15 protein-coding genes and 1 pseudogene are annotated in these 16,883 nt (G+C 72.4%); 12 read left to right on the top strand and 4 right to left on the bottom strand.

Going from position 1 to position 16,883, the window contains the following annotated elements:
• Positions 1-249 precede the first annotated feature (249 nt).
• From ACFT32_RS39140 to ACFT32_RS39110, 7 genes are all read left to right on the top strand, one after another.
• A complete protein-coding gene (locus ACFT32_RS39140) occupies positions 250-1,098 on the top strand; it encodes a helix-turn-helix domain-containing protein (RefSeq protein ID WP_382498673.1) in 849 nt (282 codons plus the stop codon).
• A gap of 93 nt (positions 1,099-1,191) precedes the next feature.
• Positions 1,192-2,670, top strand: a complete 1,479-nt coding sequence (rimO, locus tag ACFT32_RS39135; RefSeq protein WP_382498671.1) for a 30S ribosomal protein S12 methylthiotransferase RimO — start codon at positions 1,192-1,194, stop codon at positions 2,668-2,670.
• Positions 2,667-3,515 (top strand): CDP-diacylglycerol--glycerol-3-phosphate 3-phosphatidyltransferase, encoded by an 849-nt coding sequence (gene pgsA / locus ACFT32_RS39130; RefSeq protein WP_382498669.1) that lies wholly within the window; start codon positions 2,667-2,669, stop codon positions 3,513-3,515. The genes rimO and pgsA overlap by 4 nt, the downstream gene beginning before the upstream one ends.
• Positions 3,512-3,934 (top strand): CinA family protein, encoded by a 423-nt coding sequence (locus tag ACFT32_RS39125; protein WP_382498667.1) that lies wholly within the window; start codon positions 3,512-3,514, stop codon positions 3,932-3,934. The genes pgsA and ACFT32_RS39125 overlap by 4 nt, the downstream gene beginning before the upstream one ends.
• Positions 3,935-4,043: 109 nt before the next feature.
• Positions 4,044-4,424, top strand: coding sequence for a helix-turn-helix domain-containing protein (locus tag ACFT32_RS39120; protein ID WP_003993396.1), 381 nt, complete (start codon positions 4,044-4,046; stop codon positions 4,422-4,424).
• 221 nt (positions 4,425-4,645) lie between these two features.
• Positions 4,646-5,116, top strand: coding sequence for a Dps family protein (locus ACFT32_RS39115; RefSeq protein ID WP_382498665.1), 471 nt, complete (start codon positions 4,646-4,648; stop codon positions 5,114-5,116).
• 133 nt (positions 5,117-5,249) lie between these two features.
• A complete protein-coding gene (locus ACFT32_RS39110; RefSeq protein WP_382498663.1) occupies positions 5,250-5,585 on the top strand; it encodes a hypothetical protein in 336 nt (111 codons plus the stop codon).
• Here ACFT32_RS39110 and ACFT32_RS39105 read toward each other — a convergent pair.
• From ACFT32_RS39105 to ACFT32_RS39095, 3 genes are read right to left on the bottom strand one after another with little or no spacing between them, the layout of a single operon-like run.
• On the bottom strand, positions 5,533-6,297 hold the full coding sequence (locus ACFT32_RS39105; RefSeq protein ID WP_382498661.1) for an SDR family NAD(P)-dependent oxidoreductase: 765 nt from the start codon (positions 6,295-6,297) through the stop codon (positions 5,533-5,535). The two genes, ACFT32_RS39110 and ACFT32_RS39105, sit on opposite strands and share 53 nt — an antisense overlap.
• 32 nt (positions 6,298-6,329) lie before the next feature.
• The gene (locus ACFT32_RS39100; protein WP_382498659.1) at positions 6,330-7,160 is read right to left on the bottom strand and encodes an Fpg/Nei family DNA glycosylase; all 831 of its coding nucleotides are present in this window, start codon (positions 7,158-7,160) and stop codon (positions 6,330-6,332) included.
• 50 nt (positions 7,161-7,210) lie between these two features.
• Positions 7,211-12,136, bottom strand: a complete 4,926-nt coding sequence (locus ACFT32_RS39095; protein WP_382498657.1) for an ATP-dependent helicase — start codon at positions 12,134-12,136, stop codon at positions 7,211-7,213.
• 130 nt (positions 12,137-12,266) lie between these two features.
• On the opposite strand from ACFT32_RS39095, the pseudogene ACFT32_RS39090 reads away from it, so the two are divergent.
• From ACFT32_RS39090 to ACFT32_RS39080, 3 genes and pseudogenes are all read left to right on the top strand, one after another.
• A pseudogene (locus ACFT32_RS39090) lies at positions 12,267-13,241 on the top strand (AraC family transcriptional regulator).
• Positions 13,124-13,867, top strand: coding sequence for an AzlC family ABC transporter permease (locus ACFT32_RS39085; RefSeq protein WP_382498702.1), 744 nt, complete (start codon positions 13,124-13,126; stop codon positions 13,865-13,867). The pseudogene ACFT32_RS39090 and the gene ACFT32_RS39085 overlap by 118 nt, the downstream one beginning before the upstream one ends.
• Positions 13,864-14,175, top strand: coding sequence for an AzlD domain-containing protein (locus ACFT32_RS39080; RefSeq protein WP_382498655.1), 312 nt, complete (start codon positions 13,864-13,866; stop codon positions 14,173-14,175). Before ACFT32_RS39085 ends, ACFT32_RS39080 begins: the two co-directional genes overlap by 4 nt.
• Here the strand turns inward: ACFT32_RS39080 and ACFT32_RS39075 are convergent, their stop codons facing one another.
• Entirely contained in the window at positions 14,176-15,120 is a 945-nt protein-coding gene (locus ACFT32_RS39075) for a hypothetical protein (RefSeq protein WP_382498653.1), read from the bottom strand.
• Positions 15,121-15,200: 80 nt separating this feature from the next.
• Between ACFT32_RS39075 and ACFT32_RS39070 the strand changes: the two genes are divergently transcribed.
• A complete protein-coding gene (locus ACFT32_RS39070) occupies positions 15,201-15,395 on the top strand; it encodes a DUF3046 domain-containing protein (RefSeq protein WP_382498651.1) in 195 nt (64 codons plus the stop codon).
• Positions 15,396-15,566: 171 nt separating this feature from the next.
• Positions 15,567-16,856: an AI-2E family transporter gene (locus ACFT32_RS39065; protein ID WP_382498649.1), complete on the top strand. Its 1,290-nt coding sequence runs from the start codon at positions 15,567-15,569 to the stop codon at positions 16,854-16,856.
• The last annotated feature ends 27 nt before the right edge of the window (positions 16,857-16,883 follow it).

Here is a 16,883-nt window from a genome sequence, read left to right as displayed (position 1 = left end):
GTGGTCGCCTCGCGGGGCGTGTACGGCACGGGGTGTCCGGATCGTGACTCACCCGTTAGGGATCATTGGGCAACCGTTTCCCTCCGGCGTACGTCAAGTTGAGGGAGGCGAAAAGCACCGACCCCACCATCGGAATGTCGGGCCATTCCGATGGCGTACAAAGTGACACCGCCCGGTTGCCCCACCCTTTCATACCCCCCCTAGACTGAACTTCCAGCACAGGCGGCTACACGCTCGAAAGGCGCCCCCGTGTCCATCGGCAACTCCCCTGAAGACGAGCGTCCGTTCGAAGACGAGCGCGTCGAAGACGACCGCGAGGAAGCCCGCCCCTCCATCGGCCGTGTCCTGCAGCAGGCGCGGATCGCCGCCGGACTGACCGTCGACGACATCAGTAGCGCCACCCGGGTCCGCATGAACATCGTGCACGCCATCGAGGCGGACGACTTCACCGCCTGCGGCGGGGACGTCTACGCCCGCGGGCACATCAGGACCCTGGCCAAGGCCGTCCACCTCGACCCAGCGCCGCTGCTCGCCCAGTACGGCGACACGCACGGCGGACGTCCGGCGCCGACCCCGGCAGCTCCCCTGTTCGAGGCGGAACGTATCCGTCCGGAGCGGCGGGGGCCCAACTGGACCGCGGCCATGGTCGCCGCGATCGTCGTCGTGATCGGTTTCGTCGGGTTCACCATGTTCCAGGGCGGCGACGACAGTGCCGACGAGGCCAATGTGGCCGACGGCTCGACGTCCGGTGCGTCCGCCTCCCCGACCACCAAATCCAAGAAGCCCGCCGACCCCAAGCCCAAACCCTCCGACAGCGCCATCGCGGCCGCGCCTCAGGACAAGGTGACGGTCCGGGTGGCCGCCGCCGACGGCCGCAGCTGGATCGCCGCCAAGGACCACAACGGCCGGATGCTCTTCGACGGCGTCCTCAAGCAGGGCGACTCCAAGACCTTCCAGGACAGCTCGAAGGTGCACCTCGTCCTCGGGGACGCCGGTGCGATCGACCTCTTCGTCAACGGCAAGAAGATCGAGGACGACTTCCAGCCGGGCTCCGTGGAACGTCTCACATACACGAAGGGCGACCCCGAGGCCGGGTAACCGCGCCGAAGGGGTGTCCGACGTACGGGGTTGGCCGGGATCGGCCAACCCCGTCGACGTGGGGTGTCAGCGGGACGAAGTACTCTTGAGCCCATGCCTGAACGCCGTACCGTCGCACTGGTCACCCTTGGCTGCGCCCGTAACGAGGTGGACTCGGAGGAGCTCGCAGGCCGTTTGGAGGCGGACGGCTGGCACCTCGTGGAGGACGCCGAGGACGCGGACGTCGCCGTCGTGAACACCTGCGGCTTCGTGGAGGCCGCCAAGAAGGACTCCGTCGACGCCCTCCTGGAAGCCAACGACCTCAAGGGGCATGGCAGAACCCAGGCCGTGGTGGCGGTGGGCTGCATGGCCGAGCGGTACGGCAAGGAACTCGCCGAGGCCCTCCCCGAGGCCGACGGCGTGCTCGGTTTCGACGACTACACGGACATCTCGGACCGGCTCCAGACCATCCTCAACGGCGGCATCCACGCCTCGCACACCCCGCGCGACCGGCGCAAGCTGCTGCCGATCAGCCCGGCGGAGCGACAGGAGTCCGCCGCCGAGGTCGCGCTGCCCGGGCACGCCCCGGCCGACCTTCCGGAAGGCCTCGCTCCGGCCTCCGGACCCCGCGCGCCCCTGCGCCGCCGCCTCGACGGCACCCCGGTCGCCTCCGTGAAGCTCGCCTCCGGCTGCGACCGGCGCTGCTCCTTCTGCGCCATCCCGTCCTTCCGCGGCTCCTTCATCTCCCGCCGCCCCAGCGACGTGCTGAACGAGACGCGCTGGCTGGCCGAGCAGGGCGTGAAGGAGATCATGCTGGTCTCCGAGAACAACACCTCCTACGGCAAGGACCTGGGCGACATCCGCCTGCTGGAGTCGCTGCTGCCCGAGCTCGCCGAGGTCGACGGCATCGAGCGGGTCCGGGTGAGCTACCTCCAGCCCGCTGAGATGCGGCCCGGCCTGATCGACGTCCTGACGTCGACCCCGAAGGTCGCGCCCTACTTCGACCTGTCCTTCCAGCACTCCGCGCCCGGCGTGCTGCGGGCGATGCGCCGCTTCGGCGACACCGACCGCTTCCTGGAGCTGCTCGACACCATCCGGAGCAAGGCGCCCGAGGCCGGTGTGCGCTCCAACTTCATCGTCGGCTTCCCCGGCGAGAGCGAGGCCGACCTCGCCGAACTGGAGCGGTTCCTGAGCGGCGCGCGACTGGACGCCATCGGCGTCTTCGGCTACTCCGACGAGGAGGGCACCGAGGCGGCGACCTACGAGAACAAGCTCGACGAGGACGTGGTCGCCGAGCGCCTGGCCCGGGTCTCGCGGCTGGCCGAGGAACTGGTCTCGCAGCGCGCCGAGGAGCGTGTCGGCCAGACGGTGCACGTGCTCGTCGAGTCCGTCGACGAGGAGGGCGTGTACGGCCGTGCCGCGCACCAGGCGCCCGAGACGGACGGCCAGGTGCTGCTCACGAGCGGCGCGGGGCTCCGCAGCGGTCGTATGGTCGAGGCGAAGGTGGTCGGTACGGAGGGTGTCGACCTGGTGGCCGAGCCCCTGCAGGGTTCGTTCGCGTCGCCTGCGTGGAGTGAGGAGGCGGGCAGATGACCGGTGTCCCGGCAGCCGCGGCGGGAGGCGCCTCCGGCGCGAGGAGGCCCGCGGCCGGTGCGGCCTCGGGAAAGGCGCCCGGGTCGGCGACCGGCCGTACGGCCGCGCGGTCGGCTGAGGGCGGGACGTCCGGTACGGGGCACGCTGCGGGTGGCAGTGGAGCCGTCGTCGGTGAGGGCTCGGACGGGGCCGGCGTCGACGCCCAGGGTGAGGAGAAGAGCGCGCGGGGCGGGAAGCTGACGGCCGCGGCCGTCAACCAGGCCAGTGTCTGGAACATCGCCAACCTCCTGACCATGCTCCGGCTGGTCCTCGTACCGGCCTTCGTGGCGCTGATGCTCGCGGACGGCGGATACGACCCCGCGTGGCGGGCCCTCGCCTGGGCGGCCTTCGCCATCGCCATGATCACGGACATCTTCGACGGTCATCTGGCGCGCACGTACAACCTGGTCACCGACTTCGGGAAGATCGCCGACCCCATCGCCGACAAGGCGATCATGGGGGCGGCGCTGATCTGTCTGTCCGCACTCGGGGATCTGCCGTGGTGGGTGACCGGCGTCATCCTCGGGCGGGAACTCGGAATCACCCTGCTGCGTTTTGTCGTCATCCGCTACGGCGTCATTCCCGCCAGCCGCGGCGGCAAGCTCAAGACCCTCACCCAGGGCGTGGCCGTGGGCATGTATGTGCTGGCGCTGACGGGGTGGCTGGCCACCCTGAGGTGGTGGGTGATGGCTGCTGCGGTCGTTCTGACGGTGGTGACCGGGCTCGACTATGTGAAACAGGCCATTGTGCTGCGCAGGCAGGGAATCGCCGAACGCAAGGCCGCGTTGGAGGAGAAGGAAGCGTGAGTTCCACGGCCACTGACGTGGTGCGACTACTCACGGTGAAGGGCGGGACGCTCGCCGTCGCGGAGTCGCTGACCGGTGGCCTCGATGCGGTTGAGGCCCCATCGGCCTCCAGGGCGTCCCAGGCCTTCCGAGGGTCCGGGGCCGCCTGTGTCACCGGCCTGACCACCGGTGTCGCGTGTCCCGAGCCGCGGGACGGACGGGCTGTCAGGACGGTCCTCGGCGCCGGGGACGGGCCCTTCGAAGTCGATTCCGGTTCTGCCGGCGGCGGAAAAGTGGAGGCTCTGCGGTTGAACGGCGACCGCGAGGAAATTCGTAGAGAGAGTGTACGGAGCGTACTCGCACTGCTCCCGAAGGGGCTTGCGGGCGAACAGACTGGGAATGAGCGGGCACAGGATACGGAACGGAACGGGGGGTTTTGATGTTTGCAGCCCTGAGTGAACACGACATCGCTCCCCGCACGGCCGCGGCGCAAGGCGGTACGGTGGGGCGTAATGGATGCGGCTACGCGGTCCGAGGAGGGAGCCACCGATGATTCTGCTCCGTCGCCTGCTGGGTGACGTGCTGCGTCGGCAGCGCCAGCGCCAGGGCCGTACTCTGCGCGAAGTCTCCTCGTCCGCCCGAGTCTCACTCGGCTATCTCTCCGAGGTGGAGCGGGGGCAGAAGGAGGCTTCCTCCGAGCTGCTCTCCGCCATCTGCGACGCGCTGGACGTACGGATGTCCGAGCTCATGCGGGAAGTGAGCGACGAGCTCGCCCTCGCCGAGCTGGCCCAGTCTGCTGCGGCCACCCCCAGCGAGCCTGTACCCACGCCGGTTCGCCCGATGCTGGGTTCCGTATCGGTGACCGGTGTGCCACCGGAACGGGTGACGATCAAGGCGCCCGCCGAGGCGGTGGACGTCGTCGCCGCGTGAGCGATTTCGCGTACGTGGCATGACTCGAGCGCCGACCAGGCGCCGATAAGCGCTGAGGCCCCGGCCGGGCCTCTCCGGGAGATCCGGAGGGGTGCCCGCCCGGGGCTTTCGCTTGCGTGCGGGCAGCGCGGCGTCGAGTGCCCGTTTCATGTGCGTTTGCCGGTGTGGCGTACGGCGGTCATCGTTGAGGGGATGGCGGGGGGCAGTCCACGGAGGTGCGGATGTACGTCGTGAAGAGCCCGTTGTCCGACGCGAGCTTGAAGACCGTGTCGGAGGCGCTGCAAGGTGCGCTGGTCGACCTGGTGGATCTGGCCCTCGTGGCGAAGCAGATCCACTGGAACGTGGTGGGACCGCGCTTCCGTTCCGTCCATCTCCAGCTCGACGAGGTCGTCGACACCGCGCGGAAGTATTCAGACACCGTGGCGGAGCGCGCCGCGGCGCTCGGTATCTCGCCCGACGGGCGTGCCGCGACGGTGGCCGTCGGCAGTGGTATCGGCGTGACCCCTGAGGGGTGGGTCGATGACACGACCGCCGTGGGGACGCTCGTCGAGGCGCTGGGCGCGGTGATCGCGCGGATGCGGGAGCGGGTCGAGACGACCGGTGAGCCGGACCCGGTGAGCCAGGACATCTTCATCGGGATCACGGCGGACCTGGAGAAGCATCACTGGATGTTCCAGGCCGAGAACGGGTGACGGAACCGGATGACGGGCCGGCCGGGCGCGATGCCGCCCGGCTTCGAGTGGTGCGCGGTGCGCCCGTGTGCCGTTGGTGCGCCCTGCCCGCGGGTCCGAGCGGCCGAATAGCGTCGGGCCGGAGGTGGCGGCCATGGCGGGGATAGGGCGCTGGGGGGTCTGGGGCTGGGGGGTCCGCGGGGCCGTGCTCGGACTGGGGGCGCTGTGGTGGTGGGCCGTGCTCCGGCTGGCGGTCGTGCCCGGGGCCGGGGTGCTGGAGGCGGCGGTCGCGGCCGGGGGGTGGGGGCTGAGCGTGTTGCCGGTGCACTGTGTGCCGAAGGGGCGGGCGAGCGGGGTGGTCGGTCCGGGGCGGTGGCGGAGGGTCTGGGGGATGCGGGGCGATCGCGGGACACGAGTGGGTGAGTTCGGGACTGGTGCTACCACGGCATCGCCACGCCCCCGTTCGGGCGGAGGATCTGGCCTGTGGTGAAGGCCGAGGCGTCGGATGCCAGGTGCAGGACCGTATGCGCGATGTCCTCGGGCTCGCCCACCCGGCTCAGGGGTGACATGCGGGCCATGACGGACTCCGTGTGCGCCCGGGCCTCGCTGTCGTGGCGGTCGGTCATCGGCGTGCGGATCCAGCCGGGAGCGATCGCGTTGACGCGGATGCCGTGCCGGCCGACCTCCGTCGCGAGGGTCTTCGTCAGCTGCACCACCGCCGCCTTCGCCGCGCCGTAGCAGAGCAGCCCGGGACCGCCGGTGTCGACGGCGCCCGAGGCCATGGTGACGATGCTGCCCCGGGTGCCGGTGGCGATCATCAGACGGGCCGCCTCCTGACAGGCGTACAGCACGCCCTTGAAATTCACGTCGAGCACCCGGTCGAGGTCCTCGTCCCGGGTCTCCAGCACGGGGCTGCTGTGCATGATGCCGGCGATCGCGGCCAGGACGTCCAGGCGTTCGCAGGAGGTGATGGCCTGCCTCATCCGGGAGCGGTCGGTGACGTCGAGGAGGTGCGGGTGGGCGGTGCCGCCGGTGTCCTTGATCAGGGTCGCCGTCTCGTGCAGGCCCTCGGAGTCGCGGTCCGCGCAGTGCACGGTCGCGCCCGCCTCGGCGAGCAGGAGGGCCGAGGCGCGGCCGATACCGCTCGCGGCCCCGGTGACGAACGCGGTGCGGCCGCTGAGGTCGTACGCCGTGACGGGCATGTAGGGACCGTACGAGTGGATCTGACGGGTCGTCAATTGCCTGGGGCGGGTCGCTTGCGTCCGGCCGGGGCCGGGGCGGGGCCCGGCTGGCAGGTGGGACACCAGTAGGTGGGGCGTTCGCGGGAGCCGTCGCCCTGGTCGGCGACGCGGACGGAGGTACCACAGCGCAGGCAGGGGCGGGGAGCCCGGCCGTAGACGAAGAGGTCCTGGCCGCGGCGGCCCGTCGTGCTGCGGACCGGGCGGTCGCGGTTGGTCTCCAGCAGCTTCCTGGCGAGCGCGGGCAGCTTCGCGGCGCGTTCGGCGGGCAGGTCGCCCACGGGGAGCCAGGGGGTGACGCCGAGCAGGAAGCAGAGCTCGCTCTTGTAGACATTGCCGATGCCGGCGAGGTTGCGCTGGTCGAGCAGGGCCTCGCCGAGGGGGCGCGCGGGGTCCTGGAGGACATGGGCGAGGGCCCGCTCGGGGTCCCAGTCCGGGCCGAGGAGGTCCGGTCCGAGGTGGCCCACCGCGCGGTGCTCGTCGGTGGTGCGCAGGAGTTCCAGGACGGGGAGGCGGTAGCCGACGGCCGTGCTGTCGGCGTTCGCGAGGATCGCGCGGATCTGGTGGCCGGGGCCGCCGGTCCACCGCCGGCCGTTCGCGTAGACCTTCCAGGAGCCGTCCATCCGCAGATGGGAGTGCAGCGTCAGGCCGCCCTCCACGCGGGTCAGGAGGTGTTTGCCGCGCGGGGTGACGTCGAGGACCGTACGGCCCGTGAGGTCGGCCGTGGCGAACCGGGGTACCCGCAGGTCGCTGCGGGTCAGCACCTTGCCCGCGAGGGCGCCGTGCAGCCGCTTCGCGGTCTGCCAGACCGTGTCACCTTCGGGCATGGGTCAAGGGTGGCACGGGGCGTTCGCGGGTGCGCCGGGAGTGGTGGGGGTCAGGCGCGGAGGCGGAGTCCGCGGGGTGTGGCGATGAAGCCCGCTCCTTCCAGGAGGGTGCCGATGGGTGAGGTCAGGGCCTGAGTGCCGTTGATCCGCTCCACCGTGACCGTGCCGAGGGAGCCCGCGCGGGCGGCTGCGGCGAGCGCCTCCGCCGCGGTGCGCAGGCGGGGGTCGTCGGTGGGGGCGCCGTCCGGGTCGGCGGCCCAGGCCAGCAGGGTCTTGCCGCCGCGCTCCATGTAGAGCGTCAGCTCGCCCTCGACGAGCACCACCAGGGAGCCCGCCTTGCGGCCCGGCTTGTGCCCGGCACCGGTCGGGGGCTCGGGCCAGGCCAGGGCCGCGCCGTACGCGTTCGCCGGGTCGGCGGCGGCGAGAACGACGGCCCGGGACGCGGAGTCCGGGCGGGTACGGCGGCCCGGGAATCCGGCGTCGTACGCCGCGCGTCCGCCGTTCTGCCAGGGCGGGGCGGCCTGCGGGGGATAGTCGCGAGGCGAGACGTAGTCGCCAGGGGACGGCTGGGGTGCCGGGGTGTCGTAGGTGAATCCGAAGTCGGGGAAGCCGTCGGGGCCCGGGGCGTCGGTGTGGTCGTTGGAGCGGGCGGCGTCGTCGGCCTCGGCGAAGTCATGGACCGGGAACGGGTCGAGGCCGGGGCCCGCAGGCGGGCCGGGCAGGTCCTCGCCGCGGTCGCGGGCGTTGGACACCGCGCGCAGGCGGTCCACGGCGCCGTCCATCGCGAACTGAGCCGCGCCGAGACCCTCCACCACATAGCCGCGGCGGGCCTGGCCGCTCTCCTCGAAGACGGACAGAACGCGGTACGTCGCCGAGAACCCGCCCTCGACGCCCTCCGCCGAGACCGCGCCCCTGGTCACCACGCCGTGCCGGTCGAGGAGCGTACGGGCGAGGGCGTGGGCCCGCACCGTGGGGTCCGGCTCGTGGGACGGCAGCAGGGACCAGCGGCCGGCTACGGTCGGCGGACCGGAGCGGGACGCGGCGGGGCGGGCGGCGGCCGTCAGGGAGCCGTACCGGCCGCGCGGGACCGCGCGCTTGGCGCGGTGTGCCGTGGACCCGGCGGTACGGCCCGAGCCGAGCAGGGAGCGCATGGGGGTGAGCGTGTCGTTCGTCAGGCGGCCGGACCAGGCCAGGTCCCAGAGCACGTCGGCCAGCTGGGGATCGGTGGCGTCGGGGTGGGTGGTGGCGCGGACCTGGTCGGCGATCTGGCGGAAGAACAGGCCGTAACCGCCGGAGAGGGTGTCCAGGACGGACTGGTGGAGGGCGGTCAGCTCCAAGGGGTGCGGGGGCGGCAGGAGCAGGGGGGCCGCGTCCGCCAGGTAGAGGGAGACCCAGCCGTCCTTGCCGGGGAGCGAACCCGCCCCGGCCCACACCACCTCGCCCGCGGCGGTGAGCTCGTCCAGCATCCCCGGGGTGTAGTTCACGACCCGGGAGGGCAGGACCAGCTTCTCCAGGGCGGAGGCCGGCACGGACGCGCCCTGCACCTGCTCGACGGCGCGCACCAGCCCGTCGATGCCGCGCAGGGAGTGCCCCTTGCCGATGTGCTGCCACTGGGGCAGGAACTGGGCGAGCGCGGCGGGCGCCACCGGCTCCAGCTCGTGCCGCAGGGCGGCCAGGGAGCGGCGGCGCAGCCGGCGCAGCACGGCCGCGTCGCACCACTCCTGGCCGATCCCGGCCGGATGGAACTCGCCCTGGACGATCCGGCCCGCCGCGCTGAGCCGCTGGAGGGCGCCCTCGGTGACGGCCACGCCCAGGCCGAAGCGGGACGCCGCCGTGGCCGAGGTGAACGGGCCGTGGGTGCGGGCGTAGCGCGCGAGGAGGTCGCCGAGCGGGTCCTTGACGGGTTCCGTGAACGCTTCCGGGACACCGACCGGCAGGGCCGTGCCCAAGGCGTCGCGCAGTCGGCCCGCGTCCTCGATCGCCGCCCAGTGGTCTGCGCCCGCGATCCGGACCCGGATGGCACGGCGGGCACCGGCCAGCTCCTGAGCCCACTGGGGTTCCGCGCCCCGCTCGGCCAGTTCCGCGTCCGTGAGCGGGCCGAGGAGGCGGAGGAGGTCCGCGACGCTTTCGGCGTCCTTGGCGCGGCGGTCCTCGGAGAGCCACTGAAGCTCGCGCTCCAGCTCGGTCAGCACCTCCGCGTCGAGCAGCTCGCGCAGCTCCGCCTGGCCCAGCAGCTCGGCGAGCAGCCGGGAGTCCAGCGACAGGGCGGCGGCCCGGCGCTCGGCGAGCGGGGAGTCGCCCTCGTACAGGAACTGGGCGACGTAGCCGAAGAGGAGGGAACGCGCGAAGGGAGACGGTTCGGCAGTGGTGACCTCGACGAGGCGTACCTTGCGGGACTCCAGGTCGCCCATCAGCTCGACGAGCCCTGGGACGTCGAAGACGTCCTGGAGGCACTCACGGACCGCCTCCAGGACGATCGGGAACGAGCCGAACTCGCTCGCCACCTGCAAGAGCTGGGAGGCGCGCTGCCGTTGCTGCCACAGAGGCGTGCGCTTGCCCGGGTTGCGGCGCGGCAGCAGCAGCGCGCGGGCGGCGCACTCGCGGAAGCGGGACGCGAACAGGGCCGAGCTGCCCACCTGGTCGGTGACGACCTGGTCGACCTCGCCCTTGTCGAAGACCACGTCGGCGGCGCCCACGGGGGCCTGATCGGCGTCGTACTCCCGGCCGGTCCTGACCGGTTCCTGGTCCAGCAGGTCCAGGCCCATCAGGTCGGCGTCCGGCAGGCGCAGCACGATGCCGTCGTCGGCGTGCATGACCTGCGCGTCCATGCCGTACCGCTCGGAGAGCTTGGCGCCGAGCGCGAGCGCCCACGGGGCGTGCACCTGGGCGCCGAAGGGGGAGTGCACCACCACCCGCCAGTCGCCGAGCTCGTCACGGAAGCGCTCCACGACGATCGTCCGGTCGTCCGGGACATGGCCGCAGGCCTCGCGCTGCTCCTCCAGATACGACAGCACATTGTCCGCCGCCCAGGCGTCCAGGCCCGCGGCGAGCAGGCGGAGGCGGGCGTCGTCCTTGGGCAGCGAACCGACCTCGCGCAGGAACGTGCCCAGCGCCCGGCCCAGTTCGAGCGGGCGGCCCAGCTGGTCGCCCTTCCAGAAGGGCAGCCGGCCCGGCACGCCCGGGGCGGGGGAGACCAGGACGCGGTCGCGGGTGATGTCCTCGATGCGCCAGGAACTCGTGCCGAGCGTGAAGACGTCGCCGACGCGGGACTCGTAGACCATCTCCTCGTCGAGCTCGCCGACCCGGCCGCCGCCCTTCTTGGGATCGGCGCCCGCGAGGAAGACACCGAAGAGGCCGCGGTCGGGGATCGTGCCGCCGGAGGTGACGGCGAGGCGCTGGGCGCCGGGGCGGCCGGTGATCTCGCCGGTGACGCGGTCCCACACCACGCGCGGGCGAAGCTCGGCGAAGGCGTCGGACGGGTAGCGCCCTGCGAGCATGTCGAGCACCGCCGTGAAGGCGGACTCGGGCAGTGAGGCGAAGGGGGCGGCCCGGCGCACGGCTGCCAGCAGGTCGTCGAACTGCCAGGTGTCCAGAGCCGTCATGGCGACGACCTGCTGGGCCAGGACGTCCAGGGGGTTGGCGGGGACCCTGAGGGACTCGATGGCGCCGGTGCGCATGCGCTCGGTGACCACCGCCGCCTGGACCAGGTCGCCCCGGTACTTGGGGAAGACGACGCCGGTGGAGACCGCGCCCACCTGGTGGCCCGCGCGGCCCACACGCTGGAGGCCGGAGGCGACCGACGGCGGGGATTCGACCTGGACGACCAGGTCCACCGCACCCATGTCGATGCCCAGCTCCAGGCTGGAGGTGGCGACCACCGCGGGCAGCCGGCCCGCTTTGAGGTCCTCCTCGACCAGGGCGCGCTGTTCCTTGGAGACCGAGCCGTGGTGGGCCCGGGCGATGACCTGGGGTGCGCCCTGGACGGCTCCCGAGCCGCCCATCAGCTCGGCGGGGGAGTGGTGCTCGTCGAGAGGCTCGCCGGTGGCCCGCTCGTACGCGATCTCGTTCAGGCGGTTGCACAGGCGCTCCGCGAGACGGCGGGAGTTCGCGAAGACGATCGTGGAGCGGTGGGACTGGACGAGGTCGGCGATCCGCTCCTCGACATGCGGCCAGATCGACGGGCGCTCGGCGCCCTCCGAGCCGTCGGACACGGGGGACCCGCCCAGCTCGCCCAGGTCCTCGACCGGGACGACGACGGACAGGTCGAACTCCTTGCCCGACTCCGGCTGGACGATCTCCACCTTGCGCTGGGGCGACAGGAAGCGGGCCACCTCGTCGACCGGACGGACCGTCGCCGAGAGGCCGATGCGGCGGGCCGGCTTCGGCAGGAGGTCGTCCAGCCGCTCCAGGGAGAGGGCCAGGTGGGCGCCGCGCTTGGTGCCGGCGACCGCGTGCACCTCGTCGAGGATCACCGTTTCGATACCGGTCAGCGCGTCGCGCGTGGCGGACGTCAGCATCAGGAACAGCGACTCGGGGGTCGTGATCAGGATGTCCGGCGGGCGGGTGGCCAGGGAGCGGCGCTCGGCGGCCGGGGTGTCGCCGGAGCGGATGCCCACCTTGACCTCGGGCTCGGGCAGGCCCATCCGCACGGATTCCTGGCGGATGCCGGTCAGGGGGCTGCGGAGGTTGCGCTCGACGTCCACGGCCAGGGCCTTCAGCGGCGAGACGTACAGGACCCGGCAGCGCTTCTTGGGATCAGCCGGGGGAGGGGCCGAGGCGAGCTGGTCCAGGGCGGCCAGGAAGGCGGCCAGGGTCTTGCCCGAGCCGGTGGGGGCGACGACCAGCACGTCCGAGCCCTCGTGGATGGCCTGCCACGCGCCGGCCTGGGCGGTGGTGGGCGCGGGGAAGGCACCCGTGAACCAGGCGCGGGTCGCGGGTGAGAAGCCGTCCAGGGCTCGGTGCGCATTGCTGGGCATGCGTCCATCGTGCACCTCGGCACTGACAACGGGCCCTGATGGCGGTCTGGCCAGGGCGTCTTCGCATGCGTCGCGGGCACCGGAGACGGGCGACCGGGGAGCCAGGGGCGAGGCGGCGGACAATGGCCGTATGACGGAGCGCGCGCGGCACTGGCAGTACGACGAGCTGCCCGGGGTGGATCTGCTGCGGGCCCGGTACGTGCGCAAGACGTTCGTCCGGCACACGCACGAGAACTTCGTGATCGCCGCCATCGCCGACGGGGTGGAGGTGTTCCACCACGGTGGGGGTGATCAGTACGCCGGGGCGGGGGCTCTCGCATTGGTGAATCCCGATACCCCGCACACCGGGCGGGCCGGTGTGCCCGAGGGGTGGCGGTACGGGGCGGTGTATCCGTCGGTCGACGTGGTGGCGGAGATCGCGGCAGAGACGACAGCGCTGCGGGGGACGCCGGGGTTCGTCAGTCCGGTGGTGGACGATCCGTACGCCGTCGCTCTGGTGCACCAGGTGCTGCGGGCAGCCGACGAGGGCAACGCCTTGGCCGCGGACACGCTGCTGCGGGTGGCCGTGACCAGGCTGCTGCGGCTGAACGGCGGGCCCATACCGCGGCGGGAGGTGCGGACGGCCGGGACCCGGATCGCGGCACGCGCGCGTGCTGTGCTGGAGGAGCGGATGGCGCTGCCACCGACTCTGGCGCAGCTGGCGGCTGATCTCGGGACCAGTCCGTTCGCACTGCTGCGGGCCTTTCGGGACGCCTACGGGATGCCTCCGCACGCGTGGCTCACGGACGCGCGAGTCCGGCGGGCGCGGCGGCTGCTGGACCTCGGCACGGCGCCCTCCGAGGTCGCCGTGGCCGTGGGGTTCACCGACCAGCCGCATCTCAACCGGCACTTCAGCCGGATGGTCGGGGTGCCACCGGGGGCGTATCAGCGGGAGCGCAAGAACGTACAAGACCTGCGGTAGCAGTTGCTCGTAGCGTGCGGGGCGTGGTGGATCGGACAGCTCTCAGAGATACAGGGACCGGTGGGAAAGCGGACCGGGCCGTCGTACGGGACGCACTGGGCGTCGGGGTGGCCGTCGGGCTGTCCGGGTTCGCCTTCGGAGTGACGTCGGCCGGCAGCGGACTCACGCTGATGCAGACGTGTGCGCTCAGCCTTCTGGTGTTCACCGGGGCCTCCCAGTTCGCCCTGGTGGGCGCGCTCGCGGCAGGAGGCAGTCCGTTCACGGCGGCTGCCGGGGCCTTCTTCCTGGGCGTGCGGAACGCCTTCTACGGCCTGCGGCTGTCGCAGCTGCTGGCCCTCCCGCGCGCGGTGCGGCCGCTCGCCGCCCAGTGGGTGATCGACGAGACGACCGCCGTCGCGCTCGCACAGCCCACGCGGCGCGGCGCGCGGATCGGATTCGTCGTGACCGGGCTGAGCCTCTACATCCTGTGGAACCTCACCACGCTGCTCGGCGCCCTGGGCGCAGGTGCCATCGGGGACACCGACGCGTGGGGGCTGGACGCCGCCGGACCCGCGGTGTTCCTGGCGCTGCTCGCGCCGATGCTGAGGACCGGTACCGAGCGGGCCGTCGCCGGGCTGGCCGTGGTGCTGGGACTCGGGCTGCTGCCCGTACTGCCCGCCGGCGTGCCGGTGCTGCTGGCCGCGCTGGCGGCGCCGGTCGTCCTCTGGGCGGACGGCCGGCGCAAGGGGGCACCTGCTTCCGCGTCTGCTTCCCGGGAGGACGAGGCGTGAACGTCTGGATCGCGATCGGTGTGACCGTCCTAGGGTGCTACGCCGTCAAGCTGGCCGGGCTGCTGGTGCCCACAGGGACCCTCGAGCGGCCCCTTGTCCGACGGCTTGCCGCGTTGCTGCCCGTCGCGCTGCTCGCGGCCCTGACGGCCGAGCAGACCTTCGCCGACGGGCAGACGCTGGTGCTGGACGCGCGGGCCGCCGGGCTCGGAGCAGCGGCCGTGGCGCTCGTGCTGCGCGCCCCGTTCCTGGTCGTCGTCGCGGCGGCCGTGGTCGTGACCGCGGGGGTGCGGGCCATTGGGGCGTGGTGATCACTCGATGGTGCGGCCGTAGGCGCTGAGGGTGCGCAGGGCCTGGATCGTCCCGACCGGGCCGGCCTCCAGGGCGGGGGCCGGGGCCGAGCGGCGCCCTCGGAGGGGCCAGCCGCCGTCCTCCTGCTGCTGGGCCGCGAGGTGGTCCAGGGAGCGGGTCATCTCGTCGTCCGTGAACCACGCGCGCGCGAGGGAGCGCGGCGTCCTCGCGTAGTCGTACGGGAAATGGTGCTCGCCGGAGGCATAGCCGGGGGAGACCGGATACGCGTCCAGGTGGTCGGGGTCCAGGGCCACGAGGCCCTGTGCGCGTACCAGGCGGCCCAGACGGCCGGCGGCCGCCTCCGCACGCGCGCGGTCGGGCGCGGCGTCCAGGAAGGTCACGGCGGCCTCGACCTCGTAGGGGTGCGACTTCTCGAGGGACTCGACCGCCTGCCAGCAGAAGTCCGTGGCCCGGAACAGCCAGGCGTGCCACACCTCGTTGCGGTGCAGCAGCCCCACCACCGGCCCGGTGGACAGGAGGTCGCCGGGCGGGTCGGCCACGACCGGTACGAAGGGGGCCGCCGGGTAACCGCGCCCGCTGGGATGGACCGCCGGGAGCGCGCCCTCCGCCGTGGAGACGGAGGTCAGATAGCGGCACACGCGTTCCACGCGCTGGCCGGCGCAGCGCCCCACGGCGTCCAGGACGCGCAGGGCGTGGGCGGTGTGCAGCGGCCGGCTGACAGGGCCGCGCAGATCGGGCTCCAGCGCGTGGCCGTACCCGCCGTCCTCATTGCGGTAGGCGTCCAGCGCCGTCTCCACCGGGTCGGCGGCGGCGCCACGGAAGTGGTGGGCGAAGAGGCGCTGCTCCAGCACGCGCGCGGTGAGCCAGACGAACCGCTCCGCGCGCGAGACAGGGCTGTGCGGCGGGGGCGTCGGGGGGAGTGTGGAAGCTCCTGTTTCGGCCATGGGTCAGACCGTAGGGCGGAAAGCGGCCCCGGCAGGCGGTCCTGGCTCAGGCCCACCCCCAGGGGCGGGATACTGGAGTCATGCGGTTGACGGTCTTCTGGCAGCGGATGGCGGAGCACTTCGGTCCGGGCTACGCCGACACCTTCGCGCGCGACCACGTGATGTCGGAGCTCGGCGGGCGCACTGTGCGCGAGGCGCTGGAGGCCGGCTGGGATGCCAAGGAAGTCTGGCAGGTGGTCTGCGGGGTGATGGACGTGCCCCGGGAGCGGCGCTGACAGACCGGCCTCGGTGGGGCCCTGACCGACCCGCCGCGGAGGCGCTGACTGACCCGCCGCCGAGGCCCTTGACCGGTCGAGCGGACGGTTGAACGGTCAAAAGATCGCTGCCGGGTCACGAAGATCGCAGGCGGGCAGACGGCTGTCGGTGGCGTGGGTGAGACTTAGTCCGTGGCACCCACTGACGAGAGCGGGCAGGCAGCCCAGCAGTCCTCCCCGTTCGGTACGACGCCGCCGACCGGGCCCCCCGCCGACGGCGGAACCACCGGGCCCAACGGCCGCATGCCGCGTTGGCTGCCGCGTGCCATGGTGCTCGCGCTCGCCCTCGTCGCCGCGTTCCAGTTGGGCAGCTGGGCCTTTCACCAGGTCACCGGCCTGCTGATCAACATCCTCATCGCGTTCTTCCTGGCGCTCGCCATCGAACCGGCGGTGGGCTGGATGGCCTCGCGCGGCATCCGCAGAGGCCTGGCCGCGTTCATCGTCTTCATCGGCGTGGTGGTCGTGTCGGCGGGCTTCGTCACCCTGCTCGGCTCCATCCTCGCGGACCAGATCATCAAGATGATCGAGGGCTTCCCCGAGTACCTCGACTCCGTCATCCACTGGATCAACACACACTTCAAGACCGACCTGAAGCGGGTGGACATCCAGGAGGGTGTGCTCCGCTCCGACTGGCTGCGCAACTACGTGCAGAACAGCGCCACTGGCGTCCTGGACGTGTCCGCCCAGGTTCTCGGGGGCCTCTTCCAGCTGCTGACGATCGCGCTGTTCTCGTTCTACTTCGCCGCGGACGGTCCCCGGCTGCGCCGCGCGCTCTGCTCCGTCCTGCCGCCCGCCCGGCAGGCCGAGGTGCTGCGCGCCTGGGAGATCGCCGTGATCAAGACCGGCGGCTACATCTACTCGCGCGGCCTGATGGCGCTGATCTCCGGCGCGGCGCACTTCGTCCTGCTGCAGATGCTGGACGTGCCCTACGCGCCCGTGCTCGCGGTGTGGGTGGGCCTGGTGTCGCAGTTCATCCCCACCATCGGCACGTATCTCGCGGGCGCCCTGCCCATGCTGATCGCGTTCACGGTGGATCCCTGGTACGCGCTGTGGGTACTGATCTTCGTCGTGGTCTACCAGCAGTTCGAGAACTACGTGCTGCAGCCGAAGCTGACCTCGAAGACCGTCGACATCCACCCCGCCGTCGCCTTCGGCTCGGTCATCGCGGGCACCGCGCTCCTCGGCGCCGTCGGCGCGCTGATCGCCATCCCCGCCATCGCCACGCTCCAGGCCTTCCTGGGGGCGTACGTGAAGCGTTACGACGTCACGGACGACCCGCGCGTCCACGGCCATCGCTGGCGGGGAGAGGGGCCGGGCCTGATAGCGCGCACGAGGGGGCTGTGGGCACGGCGGCCGGGTGCGGAGCGACCGGAGGACCCGAAGGACCCGGAGGGCGGAGGGCCCGGACAGGACTCCGCCTGATCCAGTCGGCCGACGGACCGAGCGGCA

Origin of the sequence: Streptomyces sp. NPDC057002, assembly GCF_042673825.1 — a bacterium.
GTDB lineage: Bacteria > Actinomycetota > Actinomycetes > Streptomycetales > Streptomycetaceae > Streptomyces.
Note: the sequence above shows the minus strand (reverse complement) of the source record. Positions and strands in the feature narration are given on the sequence as shown.

Coding starts and splice junctions, on each gene's coding strand:
- ACFT32_RS39110 (WP_382498663.1), top strand. CDS start 5,250: ATGGCGGGGATAGGGCGCTGGGGGGTCTGGGGCTGGGGGGTCCGCGGG.
- ACFT32_RS39070 (WP_382498651.1), top strand. CDS start 15,201: ATGCGGTTGACGGTCTTCTGGCAGCGGATGGCGGAGCACTTCGGTCCG.
- ACFT32_RS39100 (WP_382498659.1), bottom strand. CDS start 7,160: ATGCCCGAAGGTGACACGGTCTGGCAGACCGCGAAGCGGCTGCACGGC.
- ACFT32_RS39105 (WP_382498661.1), bottom strand. CDS start 6,297: ATGCCCGTCACGGCGTACGACCTCAGCGGCCGCACCGCGTTCGTCACC.
- ACFT32_RS39120 (WP_003993396.1), top strand. CDS start 4,044: ATGATTCTGCTCCGTCGCCTGCTGGGTGACGTGCTGCGTCGGCAGCGC.
- pgsA (WP_382498669.1), top strand. CDS start 2,667: ATGACCGGTGTCCCGGCAGCCGCGGCGGGAGGCGCCTCCGGCGCGAGG.
- rimO (WP_382498671.1), top strand. CDS start 1,192: ATGCCTGAACGCCGTACCGTCGCACTGGTCACCCTTGGCTGCGCCCGT.
- ACFT32_RS39075 (WP_382498653.1), bottom strand. CDS start 15,120: ATGGCCGAAACAGGAGCTTCCACACTCCCCCCGACGCCCCCGCCGCAC.
- ACFT32_RS39115 (WP_382498665.1), top strand. CDS start 4,646: ATGTACGTCGTGAAGAGCCCGTTGTCCGACGCGAGCTTGAAGACCGTG.
- ACFT32_RS39095 (WP_382498657.1), bottom strand. CDS start 12,136: ATGCCCAGCAATGCGCACCGAGCCCTGGACGGCTTCTCACCCGCGACC.